Here is a 24,093-nt window from a genome sequence, read left to right as displayed (position 1 = left end):
GTAGCAAAAGCCGGCGTGCGGCGGCAGGGGCCTAGGGCGCGTTGACCATCGCACGCACGTTGCGATGGTCAACGCGCCCTATAACCCAGCAAATCACTCGGGATTGTCTCGCGACGGCCACTCGCTTACCATGGGCCCATCACCTCATTGCGGCCTGCGGTCGCGGCGGTCGGCACCGCGGCGGCCCGGCTCGAACAGCGAGAGCATCATGAGCGACAGCATCCAGATTACCGACAGTGCCCAGGACTACCTCGCCGAACTGCTGGCCAAGCAGAACGTCGAGGGCATCGCCGTGCGCATCTTCATCACCCAGCCCGGCACGCCCTATGCCGAGACCTGCCTGGCCTACTGCCGGCCCAGCGACGAGCGCCTCGAGCTCGACAAGATCGCCGTCTACCTGGACAAGCACAGCCTGCCCTTCCTCGAGGAGGCGGTGGTCGACTTCAATGCCGACCGCATGGGCGGCCAGCTGACCATCAAGGCGCCCAACGCCAAGATGCCCAAGGTCAACGCCGACAGCCCGCTGGCCGACCGCGTCAACTACGTGCTCTACAGCGAGATCAACCCGGGGCTGGCCGCCCACGGCGGCGAGGTCAAGCTGGTCGAGCTGACCGAGGAGCAGGTGGCCGTGCTGGCCTTCGGCGGCGGCTGCCAGGGCTGCGCCGCCGTCGACCTGACCCTCAAGGAAGGCGTCGAGAAGACCCTGAAGGAGCGTATCCCGGAGCTGGCCGGCATCCGCGACGTCACCGACCATACCGACACCACCAACGCCTACTACCGCTAGGAAACCCTGATTTGCTGCTGCGCTCGATAGGCCGGCCGCCGGCGGTGCCGAGGCGTCGGACCGTCGCGATCCTCATTTAGCAGCACGTAAACTCCGGTCGCTCCGCGCCGGCGTCAACCAGCCTATCTTCGCTCACGACGCAAATCTGCGTTTCCTTGGTTAGTTCTCGGCACTCTCTGCCTGCGTGGGCCCCGCATCGTCGGGGCCCGCGTCGTTTTCGACCGTTTCGCTCAACCGGGCCTGGGTCTCGCGGATCCCCTCCAGTGATGACCAGAGGCGATCCTCGAGGCGTCGCTCCAAGGCTTCCACGCGCTCCTGGCGCGATGCCAGGGCCTGCTGGCTGTCCTCCAGCCGCGCCGTCAGGCGCGTCCTTTCCTCCTCCAGCGACAGGCGGGCCGCCTCGGCGTCGCGCCCCGCCTGCTGCGCCTCACGGCGCCGCCGCTGCTCCTCGCTGAGTTCCGCGCGCAGCGCCCTGTGCTCTTCCTGAAGCGTCTCCAGGCGTTTCTCCAGCTTGTCGTGGCGGCTGGCATGGGCCTTCTCGGCGGCCTGGCGTTCCCGGCGGGCCTCGTCGAGCAGCCCCATCAAGCGCGCCTCGGCGCTCTCGTGGCGCTGCTCCTCCTGGGCCAGTCGCGCCTGGTGGGTCGCCTCCTGGTCGGCCTGCGCCTGACGGTGGGCCTGGCCCTGGGCCTCCAGCTCCGCCTGCAGCTCCTCGAGGCGTGCCTCCAGCCGCGTCCGGGCCTCCCGCTGGCGTGCCTCGCGGCTCGCCAGGGCCTCATGGTCGGCCTGTAGTCGCGCCAGCTCGGCGGTCTGGGCCTCGAGGCGCGCCTCGGTGCGTGTCAGGTGAGCGGAGAGGGCGGCCTCGCGCTGTTCGGCGTCCTCGGCTCGGCGCACGGCCTCCGCGGCCTGCTCGCCGGCCTCGGCCACCTTGTCGTCGGCCTCGCGGCGATAGTGGGCCAGTGCCTCGTTGGCCGATGCCTGGGCCTGCTGCCAGAGCGTCTCGGCCATGTCCTGAAGGGCCGCCGGCATGCCCCGCGGCGGGGGCACGTCCCGGTTCTCCTCGCGGCGCTTGCGCCACTCCCTGAGGTGTTCGCTGATGGTGGTGAAGCTGCCGGTGCCCAGCGCCTCGCGGATCTTCTGCACGCTGGGCGCCTCGCCCCTGGCCATCAGGGTATCGATCGCCCGCTGCACATCCTCGTACTGCACACCGCTGCGTGCCATGCCGTTCTCCTCGCCTGTTGACTCGCCTCCCCGGAGGCCTCGCCGATGCGCGCAGCATACCCCGGGAGACGGGAAAACAAAATAATTACATATTACGTTTTACGTAAAATACATTACCATTTCGAGATAAAAATCAAGATTACGCGGCTTATCTTGATTTTCCTGGTGGCCACGGGGACACTGTTCCCGGCCGTCATGCGGCGTGTCGCACACGGAAGAGAGAAGAGGGAGAGGGGAAGGAATGTCGGACTCCGTCATCGGGCAGGAGATGGTGCAGGGGCTGTACGAGACGGCGCCCGCCGTGCCGGCCGCGCCGTCCGCCCAGGGCACCAGCCATATCGCCGCCCGCGACGACATCGAGGCGGTGGGCCTGTGGCTCGCCGAGTACCGGGCCAGCCCCAATACCCGGCGCGCCTACCGTCGCGAGGCCGAGCGCCTGCTGCTGTGGCTGGCGACCCAGAACCTGGGGCTCGCCGAGGTGCGCCGCGACCATCTCGACGCCTTCGAGGCCTTCCTCGGCGACCCGCAGCCCCGGGAGCGCTGGGTGGGCGCGACGCGACCGCGTCGCGATCCTCGTTGGCGACCGTTCCGCGGCCCGCTGTCACCGGCCAGTCGCCGGCAGAGCCTGGTCATCCTGCAGGGGCTGTTCGCCTGGCTGGCCGAGGCGGGCTGGATCGCCCACAACCCCTTCCGGCTGATGCGCGACAAGCGGCGTCGCCTGGACAACCGTCAGCCGCGGATCGAGCGCTACCTGGAGCGCCCGCTGTGGGACTGGCTGTGGGGCTGGCTGGATCGCGAGCCGGATGCCGAGGCCACGCCACGGGAACGCTTCGAGGCACAGCGGCGCCGCCTGGCGTTCGGCTTCGCCTACCTGCTGGCCCCACGGATCTCGGAGATGGCGGCGGCCCGCATGAGCGACTTCCAGCGGCGCGAGGGGCGCTGGTGGTGGGACGTGGTGGGGAAGGGCGGCAAGGCGGCCCGCCTTCCGGTACCCCCGGACATGATGCACCTGCTCGGCGACTGGCGAGGCCACCTCGGCCTCGCCCCCGAGCCCGGGCCGGACGAGGCCACGCCGCTGCTGCGGGGGCTGGACGGTCGCCGCGGCCTGGGCGAGAACCGGCTGTACCGGCTGATGCGCGGTGTCTTCGACGAGGCGGCAGGGGGCCTGGCGGCCGAGCTCGGCGAGGCGGCGAGGCGGGAGGTGGCCCAGCTGCGACGGGCCACGCCCCACTGGCTCCGCCACACGGCCCTGACCCACCAGGCCCAGGCCGGGATCGAGTTGCGCTACCTGGCCGAGACGGCGCGCCATGCGCGGCTCGACACCACAGCGCGCTATCTCCATGCCGAGGACGCGGAGTGGCATCGCCAGCAGGCCCGGCACGGGCTGTCGGGCCGGGTGGCAGGCGAGGGGGCGGACGAGGGCGGCTCCCGGACGTTATAATCGCGACCATCACATCGAGGAGTTCCCATGAGCACAGAGACCACCGCCGAACAGGCCCAGCAGGAGCTGCTGGACGAGTTCGAGATGTTCGACAACTGGATGGATCGCTACCAGTACATCATCGACATGGGCAAGCAGCTGCCGGCCTTTCCCGACGAGTGGAAGGTCGCGGAGCTGAAGATCCAGGGCTGCCAGTCCAATGTCTGGATGCACCACGCGCGGCAGGGCGATCGCCTGCACTTCCAGGCGATCTCCGATGCGGCCATCGTCTCGGGGCTGATCGCCGTGCTGATGCGCATCTACAATGACCAGCGCCCCGAGGACATCCGCGCCACCAGCCCGCACTTCCTCAAGGACCTGGGCCTCGACAAGCACCTGTCGCCGACCCGCAGCAACGGCCTGAACGCCATGCTGGAGCGGATCTACCGCGTGGCCGAGCAGGAAGCGGCCTCGGCCTGACGGGCCGCGCTCGCGCCGTGGCGACGGCGGCGCTCCCTGGCCAGGATGGCCTCGGCATCCAGGTCGGCGATGGGGGCGTCCTGGCGGGGCGGCACCTCCCCGGCGAGCTGCAGGGCGTAGTAGCGCCCACAACAGACGCGCAGGAAGGACGCGAAGTTATCGACGTCGCGTCCCGACTCGATCCATTCCCGGGAGAGCCGGGTGAGCAGCTGGCTCAGCCCCAGGTCGTCGCGGCGGCCGATCTCCTCGAGCACGCCCCAGAAGAATCCCTCGAGGCGCACGCTGGTGCTCACCCCGTCGAGTCGCATGGAGCGCGTCTGCGACTCCCACAGGGCGGGGTCGGCGCCGGTGAATAGCTTGCACATGGTCCCGATCTCCTTGGCGGCATGGTCCAGGCGCACCGCACGAGGTGCCAGGCGACAGCATGCCGCCTGGCAGGGGGCTCGGCAAGCCGGGCCTCAGGCGTGGCCGATGCGGGTGCCGAGCCGCTCGAGGTACTGGGCGAGCCAGGCGGGATGGGCCGGCCAGGCCGGCGCGGTGACCAGGTTGCCGTCGGTCACCGCCGCGTCCACGGCGATATCGGCATAGTGGCCACCGGCGAGCTCCACCTCGGGGCGACAGGCCGGGTAGGCGGAGCAGCGCCGCCCCTCCAGCACCCGGGCGGCGGCGAGCAGCTGGACGCCGTGGCAGACGGCCGCCACGGGCTTGTCCGCCGTGAAGAAGTGCCGCACGATCTCGATCACCCGGGCATCGAGACGCAGGTACTCGGGCGCTCGCCCGCCAGGAATCACCAGGCCATCGTAGGCGGCCGGGTCGACCTCCTCGAAGCTGGCATTCAGGGCGAAGCGATGGCCCGGTTTCTCGGTGTAGGTCTGGTCGCCCTCGAAGTCGTGGATCGCCGTGGCCACGGTGTCGCCGGGGCGCTTGTCGGGGCAGACCGCGTCGACGCGATGTCCCACGGCCTGGAGGGCCTGGAAGGGGACCATGGTCTCGTAGTCTTCGGCGAAATCGCCGCAGAGCATCAGGATTCGCTTGCCGGACATGGCGGTTCTCCTAGCATTGCGCGGAGAGGTCAGTCTGGCATGGGCGCTCACGGGGCGGGTGGTAGCCCACTACTACACCCGGGCTCAGTCCGTGCGCCCCGGCCGGGCGCGGCAGCGAAAGTGCTCGTCGAGCTCGGGGTCGTCGCGGCACAGCGCTTCGCTGGGCCCGCCCGGGACGGGGTCGATTCCCCCGGGGCAGCCCGGGTGACAGCGCAGGATCCGGCGCAGGGCCAGCCAGCCGCCGCGGCCCGGGCCGTGCACCCGGATGGCCTCCATGGCGTAGTGCGAGCAGCTCGGCCAGTAGCGGCAGCGCGGGCCGAGCAGGGGGCTCAGGAGCAGCTGATAGCCTCGCAGCAGCCCGAGCATCGCCCGACCGAGCCAGCCCATGGCGCCCCGATCATGCCGCGACGCCATGGGCTCAGCGAGGCGTCCCGGCGCCGTAGAGGGTCGCGGGATCGACCAGCGGGGCGCTGGTCACCCGCGCCTGGTCGCCCTCGAGGGCCACGTAGAAGCAGCTGCGCCGGCCGCTGTGACAGGCCGGCCCCGTCTGGTCCACCTGCAGCAGCAGGGTATCGCCATCGCAATCCAGGGCCGCGGCTCGCAGGTGCTGCTGCTGGCCGGACGACTCCCCCTTGCGCCACAGCTTGCCGCGCGAGCGCGACCAGTAGCAGACCCGACCGCTGCGCAGGGTCTCCTCCAGGGCCTCGCGGTTCATCCAGGCCATCATCAGCACCTCGCCACTGTCATGCTGCTGGGCGATGGCCGGAATCAGCCCGTCGGCATTGAAACGGATGGCGGCGAGGATCTCGGCCAACGGGTGGCGGCTGTCACGGGCGGCGCCTTCCAGCGCCTTGAAGGTATCGGACATGCAGTCTCCGGCAATGATGGTCAGAGGGCCTCGGCGGCCGAGCGGCAGCTATCGCACTGGCCGAGCAGCTCGATGGTCTGGCGCTGGACGACGAAGCCCAGCTCCCGGGCCCGGGCGCCCAGCTGCTCGTTGATGTCGTCCAGGTGCAGTTCCTCGACGCGGCCGCAGTCGCGGCAGATCAGCAACTGGAAGCCGTGGGCATGCTCGGGGCAGGGGCAGGCGACATAGGCATTGAGCGACTCGATGCGATGTACCAGGCCCTGGTCGATCAGGAACTCCAGGGCGCGATACACCGTGGGCGGCCGTGCCGCGGCATGCTCCGTGGCCAGGCGATCCAGCAGGTCGTAGGCCTTGAGGCCGCCGCGGGTGTCCGCGATCATCTGCAGCACCCGCTGGCGGATGGGGGTGAAGCGCACGCCGCGGCGGCGGCACTGTCGCTCGGCCTGGTGCATCAGGGCGCGGGAATCGGTCATGCTGGCCATGCGGGTCTCGGGATGAAGGCCATATTCTACGCGTCACGCCCGGAGGGAGCCAGTCACCGCGTCGTTGCCCCAGGGCTATCGCAGTTGCCTATAGCGAGGGGCGCCGGGGGCAGACCGTAAGGAGGTCCTACGCCAGGGGTGAGGAGCACTGCTCCGAACGGGCTGGCCATGGATGGCCAGCACCGGACCTGCAAGCGGAGCGGGACGCGAGAGCGCAGCAGGGCGTCGGTAGCGCCCAGGGAGGGGTTCACAGCGCCTCCTCAATGGTCCGGCACCCCGGGGCCTGTCGACGGATCAGCCCCGAACGATCCTGCTATCTGCGATACCCCTGGTCGTTGCCCTCAGCCGGAGGACGGGGCGGGCAGTCGCCTGGCCCCCGCCAGCCAGCCCCGCGGCCAGTCGCGAGCGGCCAGCCGGGCATCCTCGGCGTCCGCTCCATCATACGCCGCCACCAGCTCGGCGAGGATATGCCGCTCGGCCTGCTTCTGGGCGAGCATGCCGAGCAGCAGTGCCTGCAGGAACGGGGTGGCATTGATCTCCTCGAGGTGCGTCGCCACCCGCACCGTGTGCTCGGCCCGGGCCTCGGCCAGCTTCAGCGCGGCGAGCGCCTGGCCGCGACCGGCGATCAGCCCGGCGACCTTGCCGCTCTCCGCTTCCGCGCCTGCCGGCCAGGCAGGTCCCCTCGGGGGCGCGACACGTGATGCTGGCGGCTCGAGCTCACGGGCGACCCGGTGGATCTCCGCCAGGCGCCGTTCGCACTCGATGCCCAGGGTCGCCATCAGGCGACTGATGCCGCGGCCGAAGGGCAGGAAGCGGAAGGCCAGGCGGCGATAGTGGCCCATCGCCTGGCGTTCGTGATCGCCGGCCAGGGCCAGGAGCTCCCCGGGCAGCAGGACGGCGGGGAATTCGCGGGGATACGGGTGTGTCATGAGGCGGCCTCCCGTGGCTGCGGCGTTGTTGTTATGGGAGTGTCGTTATGGGAGGCAAGGGTAGCGGGCCGGGGGGATGGGCTCCTTGACGGAGGTCAGGTTTGTCCCTCGAAGGCCCGATTTCATGCCTGGGTATGAGATGTCTCATACCCAGGCTCGGGACGAATGCCGGGGCCCGCTCAGGCGCTGGAGATGGCCACCGGCGGCTCCTCGGTGGTGGCGAGTTCGCTGCGGCGGGCGAAGTGGCGCTGGGCGAAGGCCACCCGTTCCTCGACGCCGATGCCTTCGGGCTGCTGCTCGATGAGGTCGAGCCGCGGACGGAGCCCCTCGCCGTTGGCCATCTGGATCGCCAGGCCGGGGCGGGCATTGAGCTCGAGCAGCATGGGACCATGGTCACGATCCAGCACCATGTCGGTGCCCAGATAGCCCAGCGAGGTCATCTCGTAGCAGCTCGCCGCCAGCAGCAGCAGGGTCTGCCAGCCGGGGATGCACAGGCTGGCCAGCTCGTGGCCGGTGTCCGGATGGTCGTGGCGGGACCGGTCGAACTGGACCCCGCGGATGGCGGTGCCGGTGGCGATGTCGATCCCCACGCCCACCGCCCCCTGGTGGAGGTTCGCCTTGCCGTCCGAGGCGGCGGTGGACAACCGCATCATGGCCATCACCGGATAGCCCTTGAAGACGATGACGCGGATGTCGGGCACGCCCTCATAGGTGTACTCGCCGAAGGTCTCGTCGAAGTTGATCAGCGACTCGATCAGCGCCACGTCGGGCGACCCGCCCAGGGAGTAGAGGCCGGACAGGATGTTGGAGGCATGCCGCTCGACGTCCTCCAGGGACAGCCGGCTGCCGCTGGGCTTGATGTAATCGCCCCCGTCGACCCGCTCGACGACCAGGATCCCCTTGCCGCCGCTGCCCTTGGCCGGCTTGATCACGAAGCCGGTGTGTCCGGTGAGCATCTCGCGGATGTGCTTGACGCCGAACTGGGTGGTCACGGTGCCGATCAGGGCTGGGGTGGTGATCGCGTACTGCTGGGCCAGCAGCTTGGTCTTCAGCTTGTCGTCGACCAGCGGATACAGGCGCCGGTCGTTGTAGCGACCGATATAGCGGATGTTGCGGCGATTCATGCCGATGATGCCCTTGGCCTTCAGGCGGCCGGGAGAGGTCCACATGGCGTCAGTCCTCCGTCACCGGCTTGAAGCGGCGCAACTCGAGCAGGCGGTACCCGGTGTAGTTGCCGAGCAGCAGGATCAGCGCCATCAGGATCAGTTGCACCCCCAGGAAGTTGAAGGTGATATGGCGAATCCAGGGATTGTTCATGGCCAGGTAGGCGAGCACCGCGGTGAGCAGGCTGCCGCCCCCCTGGATCAGCACCTCCTTGGGGCCTTCCTCTTCCCAGAGGATCGACATGCGCTCGATCGTCCAGGACAGGATGATCATCGGGAAGAAGGTGATCTGCAGTCCCGCATTCAGCCCGAAGCGATAGGACAGCACCGAGAACAGCGAGATGATGGCGATGACCGTGATGATCACCGCCGTCACTCGCGCCACCAGCAACAGGTTCAGGTAGGACAGATAGTTGCGGATCACCAGCCCCACCGCCACGACCAGCAGGAAGCCGACGAGCCCGGTCACCAGGGTGGTCTGGATGAACGCCAGGGCGATCAGCACCGGCATGAAGGTGCCCGAGGTCTTGATGCCCACCAGGACCCGCAGCAGGACCACCACCAGGGCGCCGATCGGCAACAACAGGATGGTCTGGAACAGCGCCTGTTCCTCCAGGGGCAGGCTGTGGATCGAGAAGTTGAGCAGGGTGTCGGAGCCCCTGGCCAGCTGGCTGCGCACGGCGGCGGCGGCGGGCTGGTTGCGGGAGAGCATGGAGAAGGTCACCCGCGAGTTGGTGCCCCCCTGGACCTCGAGCACCGACTGCCCCGAGGCCTCCCACAGCAGCAGGTTGTCCGGCCGGCCCTGGGCGCCATCGCCAGGGTTGAACAGCGCCTGCTCGTCGCCGTCATAAACCTGGATCCAGGAGGTCAGGCTCTGTCGGCGGCGCCCATGCTCGAGCATCAGGCCATTCACCTCGCGGGCCGCCACGCCGGCCTGGTTGAGCAGGCGCACCAGCAGTGGCACGCGATCGAACTGGGTCAGCAGCAGCCGGGTGTTCTCGCTCTGGCGGTCCTCGGTGAAGTCGCCGATCAGCTCCCGGGTGAAGGTGAACGGGTCGGAGCTGCGCGACCAGGCGCGTTCGATGACCTCGCTGGCCGCCGTATCGTAGGGACGCTCCCAGACCACCGCCGGCAGGGGCTTCGGCGTCGGCCGGTCGGCATCCCGTGCCTGGGGGGCGACCAACAGCTGGGCGCTGTAGTAGAGCTGCTGGGGGCCGCGCGCCTCGCGGATCGACCACTGGGCACGACGGCTGCCGTTCTCCTCGAGGAAGCTGAGCCCGTAGCCCGGCGAGGCGGTATGCTCGGTGAGCACGCGGTAGCCGTCCTGGGTGGAGGGCAGGGCCATTTCCACCTTGGCGGGGCCGCCATCGGCGCGGAAGTTGACCTGTGCCTCGATCTCCCACACCTGGCGCTGTTCACCGGGCGTCCAGGGCACTTCGAATTCGACATGGCGATGCACGCTCATGCCGATGCCGATGACGAGCAGGAGGGCGACGACCAGATAGAAGGGCAGTCGGGACATTACATCTTCCTTGGGGATCAGGGTGAGGCGGAGCCGGTGTCCTGCTCGGCATCACCGTCGGGGTCGTTGGCGCCGTCTTCCGTTGCCGGGCCATCGTCGGGAAAGCTGGGGCGCTCGTGGATATGCTCCCGGGCCACGTCGACCACGGCGATGTCCATCAGGAAGCGACGGCCCAGCAACACGGGGTAGTCCAGGGGGATGCGATCGGTCAGGGTGAACTCGACGGTCTCGCGGATCGACCCCAGGGTCATCAGCAGGCTGATGACCGGGCGCGACTGCTCGCCATTGGCCTGGACGATCCGCACGCGGCGTTCCACCGGGGCCTCGATCCAGTCATCGCGCACGGCGTCGACCGCGCCATCCTCGTCGTTCAGCCCCAGCTTGAAGCGGACCCAATCCTCGCCGTCACGCTCGAAGGAGGTGATCTCGGTAGCCGACAGCGACGAGGTGTTGGCGCCGGAATCGATGCGCGCCTCGAGATAGGTGCCGACGCTGGGGAGTCCGATCCATTCGGAGCGTCCCAGCAGCGCCTTGTTGGCCAGGCGCTCATCGCCGGCCGGGCAGTCGGCGACCATCGGCGACTCGGCGGCATCGGCGCTCAGACCCGCGACATCCTCGCGGAGGCGGCGCAACAGGCTTCCCACTTCGCGGACATCGGTGGTCAGCCGCTGTTGCTGCTGACGATGCTGGGCGAGCGTCTCAAGCCGGGCATCGCAGCGTGCCGACAGGGCCTCCTCGAGGTGGTCGATACGCGCCTCGAAGGCCGGCGGGGTCAGGGGCTCGGGTGGGTCGGGGCGATCCGCAGGCACGAGCGCACATCCCCCAAGCCACGTCAGTCCGAGAAGAGACAGCATCAACGGGGGGCGTAACGGCATGTCGGAAACGTCCTTTGTGCAGACCGGGGAAGCAAACGCCGGGGCGTTCGAGCGAACAAACGAATGCGGCGATGATAAGGAGACGGGCCGCGCCTGTCCACGGCGAGCCGTCGTGCCGGCCGCAGGCCCAAGGCGAGTGAGGGGGATGTGGCGACATGCGGGCATCTGACCCATCATGCATTTAACATAATATATATTCTACGAACTCCTGGTCAGCACTTTTCCCAATCACCCTTCGCCACTATACCTTACGCCAGGCAACCGGCCCCGGTTGCCTGGCGATTCCCTGGCCGGCTGTGGCAGCGCGCGGATATCGAGCGCCATGCCGGCACCACTCCCGGCGCGATATTGCGGCGTCTTTCGTCGGCAATACCCGAGCCTGGCCCAGGACTCATGCTTCACCTATCCCGACGCCGATCGTCGGGGCTGACGGCGTTCATGGGCGTGATTCGCTGCATCATGAAGACGTTCGACGCGATCCTGGCGAAGATCCCCATCGTGTTCGGTCCGTCGGGCCGCCGAGCACGACGTGGCCCGGGCCAGGCGCGCGGGTGGTCAAGGCGAGACGAGCGCGTCGTCGCGTGCTGCCCGAGAGGCCGGGAATCGTTGGCGGCGCGGGTCAACGGCCCTCCTTCGCCTTCGAGCGGGTTCTGGCAGCCAGCCTGCAGCACGGGTGGGAGACACGGGCAACCGGGCCGGGATCAGGGGAAGGAGTCGGGGCGGCCTCAAGATGAATCAATTTGAACATAATTGACGTTATGATCAAATTGACTCATCCAGAGAGTCAACCTCAGCATAGTCATGCCGGGCCATGATGCAAGTTGTGGCGGCGCCTCGCCTGCCGATCCTGACCCGGAACCGTCCGTGACACTCGGGCAGCATCGAGTCCCATGTCCTCGCAGCTTCCCCTGGCCAACATCTGCGACGACACTCACCGGATCATCGCGCCAGACGAAAAAATCCGTAAAATGATGATCTTAGGTACTCCCTCGGGGCCGGTGCACGCCGTGGCGACCGTCGCGTCGGCGGCCCGTGTATCCCAGGCTTCCCTGCCACAGCGAATGACAAGGACCGACAACACCATGAGCGGGTTCCACGAGGACGATCGAGACAGCGACGGGCGTCTGGCCCCGTCGGCACCGCCGGCTTCCGCCGGGCCGGCCGGCGGTCGCAAGCCGACGCAGCGACACCGCCCGCATCTGCCGGCCGCTCACCAGCATCGGCCCGGGGCCGTCGATGCCTCGCGTCCCGTGATGCGCATCGCGCCGACGCCCATCCCCCGGCTCGAGAATCCCGCCCACGTCCACCTGCAGACACAGAACTCCCCTTCCGGCGCCCGCAGCAAGCTCTACCTGCTCAACAACATGGCTCGCCTGTTCGGCGCCGAGGACTATGAACATCTCGTCTGGCACGACCTCCGGGCGCCGGTGGTCCACTTCATCCTCGCCCACCTGCGGGAGGCGGGCTACAAGGCGAGCACCCGCAACGCCTACCTGGCCGCCCTGAAAGGCACCGCGAAGGAATCCTGGGCGATGGAGGTCATGTCGCCCGACACCTTCGAGAGGATCCGGGCGATCCGGCCGGCCAGCAATCCCGGCAAGCCCAAGGGGCGCGCCCACGATATCGCGACCCTGCGTGGCCTGATCCAGGCGTCGGCCTCCGACGGCACCCCGACCGCCCGACGCAATGCGCTGATCATCACCTTCATGGCCTCCCTGGGCATTCGCCGGGAGGAAGTCACCAGGATACGGGTTCCCCGGGATATCGATTTCCGGACCCGGGAGATCCATATCCACGGGAAAGGCAACAAGGAGCGCCTCGTGGTGCCGCCGGAGCCGGTCTGGCGGGCGCTGCTCGACTACCTGGAGACCGAGCGAGGCTACGCCAACGGCGCCCTCTTCTGCCCCTACTGGAACAACCGCGCGACCCCGGTCATCGGCGAGAACGGCCTGACCCTCGGCGTGATCAACTACGTGCTGGGCAAGGCGAGACGGCGCTGTGCCGAACTGCTGGGAGAGGCGGTCACACCGCATGACCTGCGCCGCAGCTTCGCCACCTTCATGCATGAGCAGGGCATGTCGATACGCGAGCTGCAGGTGCTGCTGGGCCACGCCAACTCCGCGACCACCGAGGCCTACGTGCGGGACGAGAAGGACGCCTATCGCCACAAGGCCGCCGACCTGGCCAGGGGCCTGTTCTAGTGTCCTGCAGGCCCACACGACGAGGCCCCGGACCTGGAGGTCCGGGGCCTTGGAGTCAGACCACCCTGGCGGCTTAGAGCGGCTTCTCGTCGTCGGCTTCCTCGTGGACCGGCGGCGCATAGGAGCCATCCTCGCGATGGACCTCCCTGCCGGTCAGCCCCGGGGTGAACACGCAGGCGAGGTGCATGGTCTTGTACGCCCGCAGCAGGTGCTCGTCGTGCTGGTCGAGGATATAGATGTCGCCCGGCTTGATCGGCCAGATCTTGCCGTCGGCCAGGGTCTCCACCTCGCCATCGCCCTCGATGCAGTAGACCGCCTCGAAGTGATGCTTGTAGTGGATATGGGTCTCGGTGCCGGCATAGATACGGGTGATGTGGAAGGAACAGTTGCCGCCGTCGTCGGCCAGCGACAGACGGGTGCTGTCCCAGTTGCCGTTTTCGGCGGTGACCAGACGGTCGGTCTCGCGGGCGACTTCGAGGTTGCGAACGATCATGGTGGCTCTCCAGTAGTGTCTATGACGGGTCGGCCAAGGCGAGGCCGCGACCGGCCGAGGATCTGGCCGTCGGGCCGACGCAGCCGCCCCGGTGGCTAATCAGCATATCAGCTGAGGGCCTGCTTGGCGCTGGCCTCCAGGATGTCGAGCCCCTCGAGGAGATCCTCGTCGGTGATGGTCAGCGGGCACAGGCACTTGACCACCTCACCGTCCTGGCCGCTGGTCTCGATGACCAGGCCGTTCTCGAAGGCCTTGGCGGTGATCTTGTCGGCGATGTCACCGGAGCCCACGTCGATGCCGCGCATCAGCCCACGGCCTCGCTCGGAGGCCTCGATGCCCTGCTCCGAGAGCCAGGCGGCGATCTTCTGGAAGCGGTCGGCGACCACGCGGCCCTTGCGCTGGACATCGCGCTCGAAGCTGTCGTCGCTCCAGTACTTGCGCAGGGTGGCCGCGGCGGTGGTGAAGGCCAGGTTGAAGCCGCGGAAGGTGCCGTTGTACTGGCCGGGCTTCCACTTGTCGAGCTCGGGGCGCATCAGCACGTGGGCAAAGGGCAGCCCGAAGCCGGACAGCGACTTGGAATTGGTGACGATGTCCGGGGTGACGCCGGCATGCTCGAAGCTGAAGAACTTGCCGGTACGGCCGCAGCCGGCCTGGATGTCATCGACGATCAACAGGATGTCATGGGCCCGGCAGATGCCTTCCAGGCGCTTGAGCCACTCCAGGCCGGAGACGTTGATACCGCCCTCGCCCTGCACCGTCTCGACGATGACCGCGGCCGGCACGTCGAGGCCACCGGACTGGTCGCCGAGCAGCTTCTCGAAGTAGTCCAGGGTGTCGGTGCCCTCGCCCAGGTAACCGTCGAACGGCAGGAAGGAGGCGCCCTGGGTCGGGATGCCGCCGGTGGCCTCGCGGAACTTGCGATTGCCGGTGGTGGCCAGCGCCCCCATGGTCACGCCGTGGAAGCCGTTGGTGAAGGTCACGATGTTGTGACGGCCCTTGGCCACGCGGGCCAGACGGATCGCCGCCTCGACGGCGTTGGTGCCGGTCGGCCCCGGGAAGTGGACCTTGTACTCCAGGCCCCGCGGCTTGAGGATCACCTCCTCCAGGGTCTCGAGGTAGTCACGCTTGGCCGCGGTCCAGAAGTCCAGCCCGTGGACGATGCCGTCGGAGGCCAGGTAGTCGACCAGCGCCTGCTTGATGTGCGGGTTGTTGTGGCCGTAGTTGAGGGTCCCGGCGCCGGCCAGGAAATCGATGTACTCGCGACCGTCCTCGTCGGTCAGGCGGGCATTCTGCGCCTTGGTGAAGACGACCGGAAAGGAGCGTGAATAGGTCCGGACATCGGATTCCATGCGTTCGAGGGTCTGGGTCTGCATTGCGACCTCCTGTCGGGAAAAATCGGCGGATAAAGGGGTGCTCTGCCGGCCCGTGTCGGGCCGGCACGGCAACATCGGATTCAGATCTGGTCGGTCTGGAAGGGACCGATGCGGACGAGATTCTCGGGGTCGTGCTCGCCGCCGAGCTGGTCGGTGGAGAAGTACTCGCGGCTGTTGAGCGGCGCCTGCCAGCGGTCGGCGAGGCGCCGGAAGAGCCCCCAGGATGCCTGGTTGTCGGGGGTGATGGTGGTCTCGAGGTGATGGACCTCGGCCATCTCCGGACGGCTCATCACGGCCTCGACCAGGCGCCTGGCCAGGCCCGTGCCGCGGGCCTTCTCGCCCACCGCGACCTGCCACAGGAAGTAGGTGTCCGGGGCATTGCTCTTCACGTAGCCGGAGACGAAACCGACGATCTCGCCCTCCTCGTTGGTAGCCACGGCACAGCTGTCGCGGAACTGGGTGGCCAGCAGCAGGTAGGCATAGGCGGAATTGACGTCCAGCGGGGGGCAGGACTTGACCAGTTCGTAGATCCCCCAACCGTCGTCGGGGCTGGGCTTGCGGATGAACAGCGGCGTGGCCTGATGGCCGACCACGGCATCGGCCACGCTGGGCCTGGCCAGGTCGGCGGAGGGAATGAAGGGCTCGGTGGTTGCATTCATTATGGTGTTCGCTGTAGCGAATTTGAGGGGCATCATAACAGCCGCTTACCTCCTTTTCAAAAAGCAGGTTATCCTGCTGCCGACAAACCATAATACGAAATTATAGTATGTCGTGGGCTTCCCGGAAGGCACGACCTTTTTTTAGTTTAGTCCACCCGGCGAACACCATGCCCCGCCCCAAACGCCAGCGGGCCACCCTCGTGAGGGTGGCCCGCTGAAGTGACGAGGACATGACAGCCTCGCCGGCCGGGGAGCGCTCAGCGCCGCGAGGGGCTGCGCATGGTGACGAACTCCTCGGCCCCAGTGGGGTGGATGCCGACGGTCTGGTCGAACTGGGCCTTGGTCAGCCCGGCACGCACCGCGATGGCGATGCCCTGGATCACCTCGCCGGCCTCCTCGCCGACCATGTGGGCGCCCACCACCACGTCGCTCTGATCATCGACGATCAGCTTCATCAGGCAGCGCTCGCTGCTGCCCGACAGGGTGTGCTTCATGGGCCGGAAGTCCGCCGTGTAGACCCGGATCTCGCCGCACTGCTCCCGGGCCTCCTCCTCGGACAGGCCCACGGTGCCGATGTTGGGGTGACAGAACACCGCCGTGGCGATCCGCGCGTAGTCCAGCGGCGCCGGCGTGGTCTCGCCGTAGTGGTGCTCGACCAGTTGCATGGCCTCGGCCAGGGCCACCGGTGTCAACTCGGGACCGCCGATGACATCGCCCAGCGCCAGGATGGAAGGCACCGAGGTCTCGAAACGCTCGTTGACCTCGAGGGAACCGTCACGATTGGTGGCCAGGTCGAACTGGTCCAGGCCCAGCCCCTCCAGGTGCGGACGCCGGCCGGTGGCCGCGAGCACCGCATCCACCTCCAGGGTCTCGCCGCTGGTCAGGGTGACCCTGAGGCCGCCCGCCACCTTCTCGATGGCCTCGACGTTGGTCTCGAAATGCAGGTTGACGCCCTTCTTGGTCATCTCGTCCCGGGTGAACTCGCGCACCTCCCGGTCGAAGCCGCGCAGGAACAGTTCGCCACGATAGATCAGGTGGGTGTCGCTGCCCAGACCGTTGAAGATGCTGGCGAACTCCACGGCGATGTAGCCGCCGCCCAGCACCAGGAAGCGCTCGGGGAAGGTGTCGAGATCGAAGACCTGGTTGGAGTTGACGGTCAGCTCGCTGCCCGGGAACTCCGGGACCCAGGGCCAGCCACCCACGGCGACGAGGATCTTCTCGGCGCTGATGGTCTCCCCGGCCACCGCGACGTGGTGGGGATCGAGCACCGTCGCGCGGCCATTGATCAGCCGCACCCCGGCGTTGTCCAGCAGGCGGCCGTAGATGCCGTTGAGGCGCTTGATCTCGCCGATCTTGTTGTCACGCAGGGTCGGCCAGTCGAAGGCCGGCGCACCGGGCAGCTGCCAGCCGAAGCCGCCGGCGTCCTCGAACGCCTCGTGGAAGTGAGCCGCGTAGGAGTACAGCTTCTTGGGCACGCAGCCCACGTTGACGCAGGTGCCGCCCAGGTAGCGGTCCTCGGCCACGGCGACCCGGGCCCCGGTGGCGGCGGCGGTCCGCGCGGCGCGCACGCCGCCGGAACCCGCCCCGATGACGAACAGATCGTAATCGTACTCGGACACAGGAATCTCCTGAGAAGTGGGTGAGCGTGAAGTGGCAGCGATCATACCAGCCGCCGGCAGCGCCAGGGAGCCCCGCGGCCATTGACCGGCACTATGCCGGTAATAAAAAATGCTATCGGTCAGATGGCCTGTTCATAAGAGACTCCACCATGAAAACCGAGATGAAGCAGCTGCTCGAGCGCAACCGCGACTGGGCGGAGAGCGTGAGCCGCCAGGATCCCGACTTCTTCGCCCGCCTCTCCCAACAGCAGAATCCCGATTACCTGTGGATCGGCTGCTCCGACAGCCGGGTGCCGGCCAACCAGATCATCGACCTGCCGCCGGGCGAGGTGTTCGTCCACCGCAACGTCGCCAACCTGCTCCATCACAACGACATGAACGCCCTCTCGGTGGTGCAGTTCGCCGTGGACGTGCTCAAGGTGAAGCACATCATGATCGTCGGCCACTACGGCTGCGGCGGCGTCAAGGCCGCGGTCACCGGCGGCGAATGCGGTATCGTCGACTACTGGCTGCACTCGGTACGCGAGCTCTACAGCCTGCATCGCCCGACCCTCGAGCACCTGCCGCTGGAGCAGCAGGTCGACCGCATGTGCGAGCTCAACGTCCAGGCCCAGGTCAACAACCTGTGCCGCACCAAGATCATCCAGCGCGCCTGGCAGCGCGGCCAGCCGCTCGCCGTGCACGGCTGGGTCTACGGCCTGAGCGACGGCCGCATCACCGACCTGGAGTGCAGCGTCACCGGCCTGGACCAGGTCTCCACCCTGTATCGGATCGATCGCGTGGCGCCGTCGAGCGAAGACTGATCCCCCGCCGCCCGGCGAGCCCTCGCCCTCATTCGCCGGGCGCATGACGCCTCTCACTTTTTCGATTGTCTTCCTGCCGCCGGACTCTCTATGTTGAGGCCTGGACCGGAATAAACGGTCGTTCGCCTCGCCGCCCTCGGCGAGGCGGAGAACAACAATCCATCCGGCATGGAACGACTCATGACAATCAATAAGACTCTGCTGGCCAGCGTCGTCGGCGCCGCCATGACGACTGCTGCGATCGCTCCGGCCGCCCAGGCCGAGAACCATCTGCGCATGGCCTACGACGCCGACCCGGTCTCGCTCGACATCCACGAGCAGCTTTCCGGCGGCATCCTTCAGCTCTCCCACATGACCTTCGACCCGCTGGTGCGCTGGACCCGGGACCTCGAGTTCGAGCCGCGCCTGGCCACCGCCTGGGAGCAGGTCGACGACACCACCATGCGCATGAGCCTGCGCGAGGGTGTCGAGTTCCACAGCGGCAACGCCTTCACCGCCGAGGACGTGGTGTGGACCGTGGAGCGCTTGAAGCGCAGCCCGGACTTCAAGGCGATCTTCGAGCCCATCGCCTCCGTCACTGCGGTCGACGCGCACACGGTGGCGTTCACCACCGAGAAGCCCTACCCGCTGCTGCCGAACCTTGCCACCTACATCTTCCCGATGGACCGCCAGTTCTACAGCGGCACCGACGCCGACGGCGACCCCAAGGACGAGATCGTCAAGAACGGCAACTCCTACGCCTCACGCCACCTCTCCGGCACCGGTCCCTTCGAGGTCACCGAACGCCAGCAGGGCGTGCGCATCGCCTTCGAGCGCAACGCGGACTACTGGGACGAGGCCTCCCCGGGCAACGTCGACAGCATCGTCCTGACGCCGATCAGCGAGAACGCCACCCGCGTGGCCGCGCTGCTCTCCGGCGACGTCGACTTCGTCGCCCCGGTGCCGCCCAACGACCTGGAGCGCATCCGTAAGGACGAGGACACCCAGCTGGTCACCATGTCCGGCACCCGGATCATCCTCTTCCACATGAACCAGGAGCGCGTCGAGGCCTTCCAGGACCCGCGCGTGCGCCAGGCCTTCGCCTACGCCATCAACCAGCAAGGCATCGCCGATCGCCTGATGAAGGGCTTCGCCACCCCGGCCGCCCAGTTCTCGCCGGCAGGCTATGCCGGCCACGTGGAGAGCCTGACGCCGCGCTACGACATCGAGCGCGCCAAGGAGCTGATGGTTGATGCCGGCTACGCGGACGGCTTCGAGATCACCATGATGGCGCCCAACAACCGCTACGTGAACGACGCCAGGATCGCCCAGGCGGTGGCCGCCATGCTGGCGCGCATCAACGTCACCGTGGACCTCAAGACCCTGCCCAAGGCCCAGTACTGGGGCGAGTACGACGACCGCGTCGCCGACATGATGATGATCGGCTGGCACGCCGACACCGAGGACTCCGCCAACTTCCACGAGTACCTCACCCAGTGCCCGGATGCCGACAGCGGGGCCGGCCAGTACAACGCCGGCAACTACTGCAATCCGGAGCTGGATGCCCTGGTCGCCGAGGCCAACCTGGAGGTCGACCTCGAGAAGCGCGCCGAGATGCTCCAGCAGGTCGAGCGGACCCTGCACGAGGAGGCCGCCTTCATCCCCCTGCACTGGCAGGACCTGGCCTGGGCCTCCGCCGACCAGGTCGACATCGAACCGGTCCTCAACGTGATGAACTTCCCCTACCTCGGGGACCTGGTCATCGCGGAAGAGTGATCCTCCCTCGCCGGCGGCCTTGCCGGCGAGTCCTCCAACCCTGACCCCGTGACAGGCTCCGCGGAGCCTGTCACCACGTGTTGCACACGGGACGCCACCCATGATCGCCTTCCTGATCAAGCGCCTCTTCCATGCGCTGCTGGTGATGCTCGTCATCAGCGTGATCGCCTTCGCCATCCAGGACAACCTGGGCGACCCCATCCAGCAGATGGTCGGCCAGTCAGTCCCGGAGAGCGAGCGCGAGGCCCTGCGCGAGGACCTCGGCCTCAACGACCCCTTCGCGGTCCAGTACCTGCGCTTCGCCGCCAAGGCGGTGCAGTTCGACTTCGGCTACTCCTACGTCTTCAACGAGCCGACCACCGACGTCATCCTGCGCCACCTGCCGGCGACGCTGGAGCTGGTCGCCGCCTCGGCCTTCCTGATCATCGCCCTGTCGATTCCCATCGGGGTCTACAGCGCCATCAAGCCACGCGCCTGGCTGTCACGCTTCTTCATGGGCGTGTCGATCATCGGCATCTCGATCCCGGTGTTCCTGACCGCCATCGTGCTGATCCAGCTGTTCGCCATCGGCGTGTCCTGGAGCCCCTTCCCCGCCGACACCGGCTGGGGCGCCTGGCTCAATGGCCTGCTGACCACCGACGGCGGCATGCCGGCCTACGGTCGCGGCAACCCGGTCCCCGTCATCGGCACCTGGGAGACCAACTTCGCCTCCCTCGAGGGGCTCTCCTACCTGGTGCTGCCGGCCATCTCGCTGGCCTCGATCATGCTGCCGCTGTTCATCCGCCTGATCCGCGCCGAGATGCTCGAGGTGCTGCAGTCCGATTACGTCAAGTTCGCCCGGGCCAAGGGCATCTCGCCGCGGCGCATCCACTTCCTGCATGCGCTGAAGAACACCATGCTGCCGGTGATCACCGTCGGCGGGGTACAGATCGGCACCCTGGTGGCCTACACCATCCTCACCGAGACGGTCTTCCAGTGGCCGGGCATGGGCCTGATGTTCCTCGACGCCATCGAACGCTCCGACATTCCGCTGATCGTCACCTACCTGATGATCGTGGGGCTGATCTTCGTGATCACCAACACCCTGGTCGACCTGATCTACGGCCTGTTCAACCCCACCGTCAAGCTGACAGGAAAGCCCGCATGACCACCACGACCTCTGCCATCGAGAGTTCCCCCACGGTGAGCCGTTGGGAGCGCCTGCGTGACTCCTATCTGCTCTACAGCTTCAAGCGCGACCCGATCGCCCAGGTCAGCCTCGCGGTGTTCACCGTGCTGGTCGCCGCCGCCGTGCTGGCCCCCTGGCTGGCGCCGATGAACCCGTACGACCTGGCCCAGATCGACATCCTGGCCTCGGAGCTGCCGCCCTTGTGGATCGACGGCAGCGATCCGGCCTACCTGATGGGCACCGACGCCCAGGGCCGCGACCTGCTGTCGACCATCCTCTACGGCGCCCGGGTGTCGCTGATCATCGGCTTCGGCGCGGTGGCCATGCAGGCGGCGCTGGGCGTCTGCTTCGGCCTGCTGGCCGGCTACCTGGGCGGGCGCGTCGACGCCTTCCTGATGCGCCTGGCCGACATCCAGCTATCCTTCTCCACCCTGATGGTGGCGATCGTGGTCGGCGCCCTGTTCAAGGCGATCTTCGGCGGCGCCACCTACAGCGCCTACGCCGTGCCGCTGCTGGTGCTGATCATCGGCCTGGCCGAGTGGCCCCAGTACGCGCGCACCGTGCGCGCCTCGGTGCTCGCCGAGAAGGGCAAGGAATACGTCGATGCCGCCCGGGTGATGGGCCTGTCCAGCCGGAGGATCATGTTCCGCCACATCCTGCCCAACACCCTGTCGCCGATCTTCGTCATCTCCACCGTGCAGGTCGCCAACGCCATCATCTCCGAGGCGGCGCTGTCCTTCCTGGGCCTCGGCATGCCCGAGACCCAGCCGTCACTCGGCTCGCTGATCAAGTCCGGCTTCGACTACCTCCAGTCCGGCTCCTGGTGGATCACCCTGATCCCGGGCCTGGTGCTGGTGGTGCTGGTGCTGGTCATCAACCTGCTCGGCGACTGGCTGCGCGACGTGCTCAACCCGCGACTCTACAAGGGCTGATTCCATGCATCGTCTCGATAACGTTTATCGGCTAGAGGGTCGCCGGCACGACGTGCTCAACCCGCGGCTCTTCGTTCGGCACAAGGGCTGAGGCCAAGGAGACCCCATGTCACTTCTCGACGTAACGAATCTCGACGTGCGCTTCGCGCTGCGCCGCGGCGACGTCCAGGCCCTGCGCGACGTCTGCTTCCGCCTGGATCGCGGCGAGCGCCTGGGCATCGTGGGCGAGTCCGGCGCCGGCAAGTCGGTGGCGGCCTTCAGCCTGCTCAACCTGATCGCCAAGCCCGGCTACATCGCCGGCGGCAGCATCCGCTTCGACGGCCAGGAACTCATCGGCATGCGCGACCGGGCCCTGCGCAGGATCCGCGGGCACCGCATCTCGATGATCTTCCAGGATCCGATGATGACCCTGAACCCGGTGCTGACCATCGGCGAGCAGATGGTCGAATGCCTCAAGGCCCACCGTCGCATCGGTACTCGGGACGCCCGGGCGATCTCGCTGCGCAAGCTCGAGCAGGTGCAGATCCCCTCCCCTTCGGCGCGGCTCGACCAGTACCCCCACGAGCTGTCCGGCGGCATGCGACAGCGGGTGATCATCGCCATCGCCCTGCTGCTCGACCCGGACATCATCATCGCCGACGAGCCCACCACGGCCCTCGACGTGACCATCCAGGCCGAGATCATGGCCCTGCTGCTCGAGCTCTGCGAGGAGCACCACGTGGGCCTGATCCTGATCACCCACGACCTGGGCGTGGTCAGCCAGGTCACCCAGCGGATGCTGGTGATGTATGCCGGCCGAGTCATCGAGCAGGGTCCCACCCGGGAGATCATCAACGATCCCCAGCACCCCTACACCCAGGGGCTGATCAACGCCCTGCCGCAGATGGCCACGCCCGGCTCACGCCTCAACCAGATCCCCGGCAGCATGCCGTCGCTCGACAACCTGCCGAGTGGCTGTGCCTTCCACCCGCGCTGTGGCTTCGTGACGCGTGCCCACGGCTCGACGCGCCAGGCCTGTGTCGATGAGGTGCCGGGCTTCGTGACCTCCGGCAACTGCCAGGCGGCCTGCCACATGGTGGCCGAGATGATCGAACGTGAACGCCTTCCGGCCGAGGAGCATGACTGATGAGTTCGACCGCGACATCCCCCGCGCCGGAGCAGGCCCAGCCGCTGCTGTCGCTGCGCGGCCTGGAGAAGCGCTTCGCGCTGTCCGGGGACTTCCTGGAACAGCTCAAGTTCAAGGGCGGCAAGCTGGTCCGCGAACAGGAATACGTGCACGCCATCAACGGCGTCGACCTGGACATCCAGCGCGGCGAGGCGCTGTGCGTGGTGGGCGAGTCGGGCTGTGGCAAGTCCACGGTGGCACGCACCGTGATGGGCCTGCTCACGCCCAGCGGCGGCGAGATCCACTACGACGGCGAGCGCATCGACGACCGCACCACCAAGGAACTGCTGCCCTATCGCCGGCGCATGCAGATGATCTTCCAGAACCCCTATGCCTCGCTGAACCCGCGCATGACCATCCAGCAGACCCTGGAGGAGCCGATCCGGCTCCACCACCCGGACTGGACGCCCCAGCGGGTCAAGGAGCAGGTCGCCGAGGTGATGGCCTCGGTGGGGATCGCCCCCGACTGGGGGGCCCGCTACGGTCACGAGTTCTCCGGCGGCCAGCGACAGCGCATCGCCATCGCCCGGGCGCTGGCCGTGGACCCGGAATTCATCGTCGCCGACGAGCCGATCTCGGCGCTGGACGTGTCCATCCAGGCGCAGGTGCTCAACCTGCTGATGGAGGCCCAGCAGCAGCGCAACCTCACCTACCTGTTCATCACCCACGACCTGGCGGTGGTCGAGCACTTCGGCACCCGGGTGGCGGTGATGTACCTGGGCCGGGTCTGCGAGGTGGCCCCCACGGCCACGCTGTTCGCCACGCCGCGACACCCCTACACCCGGGCGCTGATGTCGGCAATCCCGCGGCTCGAGGACGACCGTCCCCAGCATCTGCGCCTGGAGGGCGAGGTGCCCACCCCGGTCCACCTGCCCGCCGGCTGCGTCTTCCATGGCCGCTGCCCCCACGCCAATGCGCGTTGCCGCCGCGAGGTGCCCTCGCTGATCGCCACCGACCAGGGCGGCCGGGTCGCCTGCCACGGGGTGGAAGAAGGTCGCATCGGCTGAGCCGCGGGATCTGGCATACTAGCGCGTTGACATACCGCGGAGCGGCCGTGATCCGGCCGCTCTGCGGTTCATGGGACGCTGGCAAGCGTCACACAGCGACGGCCGGCCGATGTTACCCCATCGGCCGGCCGTCG

The 24,093-nt window shown here is 67.8% G+C and carries 24 protein-coding genes; 10 read left to right on the top strand and 14 right to left on the bottom strand.

The genetic code is table 11. The features are described 5' to 3' along the window. Positions 1 to 208: 208 nt before the first annotated feature. Positions 209 to 784: a Fe-S biogenesis protein NfuA gene (nfuA, locus tag OCT48_RS09520; protein ID WP_263592451.1), complete on the top strand. Its 576-nt coding sequence runs from the start codon at positions 209 to 211 to the stop codon at positions 782 to 784. A gap of 159 nt (positions 785 to 943) precedes the next feature. Here the strand turns inward: nfuA and OCT48_RS09515 are convergent, their stop codons facing one another. Further along, a complete protein-coding gene (locus tag OCT48_RS09515; protein WP_263592450.1) occupies positions 944 to 2,002 on the bottom strand; it encodes a DNA-binding protein in 1,059 nt (352 codons plus the stop codon). A gap of 241 nt (positions 2,003 to 2,243) precedes the next feature. Between OCT48_RS09515 and OCT48_RS09510 the strand changes: the two genes are divergently transcribed. Both OCT48_RS09510 and OCT48_RS09505 read left to right on the top strand, forming a co-directional pair. After that, a complete protein-coding gene (locus OCT48_RS09510) occupies positions 2,244 to 3,443 on the top strand; it encodes a tyrosine-type recombinase/integrase (RefSeq protein ID WP_263592449.1) in 1,200 nt (399 codons plus the stop codon). Positions 3,444 to 3,470: 27 nt separating this feature from the next. Beyond that, the gene (locus tag OCT48_RS09505) at positions 3,471 to 3,902 is read left to right on the top strand and encodes a SufE family protein (protein ID WP_263592448.1); all 432 of its coding nucleotides are present in this window, start codon (positions 3,471 to 3,473) and stop codon (positions 3,900 to 3,902) included. Here the strand turns inward: OCT48_RS09505 and OCT48_RS09500 are convergent. The 9 genes from OCT48_RS09500 to OCT48_RS09460 all read right to left on the bottom strand — a co-directional run bounded on the left by OCT48_RS09500 (position 3,866) and on the right by OCT48_RS09460 (position 10,718). Further along, positions 3,866 to 4,267, bottom strand: a complete 402-nt coding sequence (locus OCT48_RS09500) for a ribbon-helix-helix domain-containing protein (RefSeq protein ID WP_263592447.1) — start codon at positions 4,265 to 4,267, stop codon at positions 3,866 to 3,868. The genes OCT48_RS09505 and OCT48_RS09500 overlap by 37 nt on opposite strands. 93 nt (positions 4,268 to 4,360) lie before the next feature. Next, complete coding sequence (locus tag OCT48_RS09495) at positions 4,361 to 4,945, bottom strand: DJ-1/PfpI family protein (RefSeq protein WP_263592446.1); 585 nt, start codon at positions 4,943 to 4,945, stop codon at positions 4,361 to 4,363. Positions 4,946 to 5,029: 84 nt separating this feature from the next. Then, complete coding sequence (yidD, locus tag OCT48_RS09490) at positions 5,030 to 5,359, bottom strand: membrane protein insertion efficiency factor YidD (RefSeq protein WP_263592445.1); 330 nt, start codon at positions 5,357 to 5,359, stop codon at positions 5,030 to 5,032. Positions 5,360 to 5,363: 4 nt separating this feature from the next. Next, positions 5,364 to 5,813, bottom strand: a complete 450-nt coding sequence (gene hisI / locus OCT48_RS09485) for a phosphoribosyl-AMP cyclohydrolase (RefSeq protein ID WP_263592444.1) — start codon at positions 5,811 to 5,813, stop codon at positions 5,364 to 5,366. Between the two features lie 20 nt (positions 5,814 to 5,833). Beyond that, positions 5,834 to 6,286: a Fur family transcriptional regulator gene (locus OCT48_RS09480; protein ID WP_263592603.1), complete on the bottom strand. Its 453-nt coding sequence runs from the start codon at positions 6,284 to 6,286 to the stop codon at positions 5,834 to 5,836. Positions 6,287 to 6,636: 350 nt separating this feature from the next. Further along, the gene (locus OCT48_RS09475; RefSeq protein WP_263592443.1) at positions 6,637 to 7,224 is read right to left on the bottom strand and encodes a hypothetical protein; all 588 of its coding nucleotides are present in this window, start codon (positions 7,222 to 7,224) and stop codon (positions 6,637 to 6,639) included. Positions 7,225 to 7,403: 179 nt separating this feature from the next. After that, on the bottom strand, positions 7,404 to 8,393 hold the full coding sequence (locus tag OCT48_RS09470; protein WP_263592442.1) for an alpha-L-glutamate ligase-like protein: 990 nt from the start codon (positions 8,391 to 8,393) through the stop codon (positions 7,404 to 7,406). Positions 8,394 to 8,397: 4 nt separating this feature from the next. Then, positions 8,398 to 9,909, bottom strand: a complete 1,512-nt coding sequence (locus OCT48_RS09465) for an inactive transglutaminase family protein (protein WP_263592441.1) — start codon at positions 9,907 to 9,909, stop codon at positions 8,398 to 8,400. Positions 9,910 to 9,926: 17 nt separating this feature from the next. Then, positions 9,927 to 10,718 (bottom strand): ATP-dependent zinc protease, encoded by a 792-nt coding sequence (locus OCT48_RS09460; RefSeq protein ID WP_412031033.1) that lies wholly within the window; start codon positions 10,716 to 10,718, stop codon positions 9,927 to 9,929. A gap of 1,148 nt (positions 10,719 to 11,866) precedes the next feature. Between OCT48_RS09460 and OCT48_RS09455 the strand changes: the two genes are divergently transcribed. Beyond that, a complete protein-coding gene (locus OCT48_RS09455) occupies positions 11,867 to 12,985 on the top strand; it encodes a tyrosine-type recombinase/integrase (RefSeq protein ID WP_263592439.1) in 1,119 nt (372 codons plus the stop codon). Between the two features lie 73 nt (positions 12,986 to 13,058). On the opposite strand, the gene OCT48_RS09450 is transcribed toward OCT48_RS09455, so the two are convergent. The 4 genes from OCT48_RS09450 to gorA form a co-directional block, all read right to left on the bottom strand. Continuing rightward, entirely contained in the window at positions 13,059 to 13,478 is a 420-nt protein-coding gene (locus OCT48_RS09450) for an ectoine synthase (protein WP_263592438.1), read from the bottom strand. Positions 13,479 to 13,585: 107 nt separating this feature from the next. Continuing rightward, positions 13,586 to 14,851: a diaminobutyrate--2-oxoglutarate transaminase gene (ectB, locus tag OCT48_RS09445; protein ID WP_263592437.1), complete on the bottom strand. Its 1,266-nt coding sequence runs from the start codon at positions 14,849 to 14,851 to the stop codon at positions 13,586 to 13,588. Between the two features lie 80 nt (positions 14,852 to 14,931). Beyond that, on the bottom strand, positions 14,932 to 15,510 hold the full coding sequence (gene ectA, locus OCT48_RS09440) for a diaminobutyrate acetyltransferase (protein ID WP_263592436.1): 579 nt from the start codon (positions 15,508 to 15,510) through the stop codon (positions 14,932 to 14,934). A 257-nt stretch (positions 15,511 to 15,767) separates the two neighbouring features. Beyond that, positions 15,768 to 17,129 carry a glutathione-disulfide reductase gene (gene gorA / locus OCT48_RS09435; RefSeq protein ID WP_263592435.1) on the bottom strand — a complete coding sequence of 454 codons (1,362 nt, stop codon included), beginning with the start codon at positions 17,127 to 17,129 and terminating at the stop codon, positions 15,768 to 15,770. A 149-nt stretch (positions 17,130 to 17,278) separates the two neighbouring features. Between gorA and can the strand changes: the two genes are divergently transcribed. The 6 genes from can (at position 17,279) to OCT48_RS09405 (ending at position 23,959) form a co-directional block, all read left to right on the top strand. After that, complete coding sequence (gene can, locus OCT48_RS09430; protein ID WP_263592434.1) at positions 17,279 to 17,932, top strand: carbonate dehydratase; 654 nt, start codon at positions 17,279 to 17,281, stop codon at positions 17,930 to 17,932. A gap of 180 nt (positions 17,933 to 18,112) precedes the next feature. Then, the gene (locus OCT48_RS09425) at positions 18,113 to 19,687 is read left to right on the top strand and encodes an ABC transporter substrate-binding protein (RefSeq protein ID WP_263592433.1); all 1,575 of its coding nucleotides are present in this window, start codon (positions 18,113 to 18,115) and stop codon (positions 19,685 to 19,687) included. Positions 19,688 to 19,787: 100 nt separating this feature from the next. After that, the gene (locus OCT48_RS09420; protein ID WP_263592432.1) at positions 19,788 to 20,834 is read left to right on the top strand and encodes an ABC transporter permease; all 1,047 of its coding nucleotides are present in this window, start codon (positions 19,788 to 19,790) and stop codon (positions 20,832 to 20,834) included. Next, positions 20,831 to 21,787 (top strand): ABC transporter permease, encoded by a 957-nt coding sequence (locus tag OCT48_RS09415; RefSeq protein WP_263592431.1) that lies wholly within the window; start codon positions 20,831 to 20,833, stop codon positions 21,785 to 21,787. The genes OCT48_RS09420 and OCT48_RS09415 overlap by 4 nt, the downstream gene beginning before the upstream one ends. A gap of 106 nt (positions 21,788 to 21,893) precedes the next feature. Further along, positions 21,894 to 22,913: an ABC transporter ATP-binding protein gene (locus OCT48_RS09410; RefSeq protein ID WP_263592430.1), complete on the top strand. Its 1,020-nt coding sequence runs from the start codon at positions 21,894 to 21,896 to the stop codon at positions 22,911 to 22,913. Then, positions 22,913 to 23,959, top strand: coding sequence for an ABC transporter ATP-binding protein (locus tag OCT48_RS09405; protein WP_263592429.1), 1,047 nt, complete (start codon positions 22,913 to 22,915; stop codon positions 23,957 to 23,959). Before OCT48_RS09410 ends, OCT48_RS09405 begins: the two co-directional genes overlap by 1 nt. Positions 23,960 to 24,093: the final 134 nt, after the last annotated feature.

The sequence above is a fragment of the Halomonas sp. M4R1S46 genome, assembly GCF_025725685.1.
GTDB lineage: Bacteria > Pseudomonadota > Gammaproteobacteria > Pseudomonadales > Halomonadaceae > Halomonas.
The sequence above is the reverse complement of the archived record's forward strand: the minus strand, read 5'-3'. Positions and strand labels throughout refer to the sequence as shown.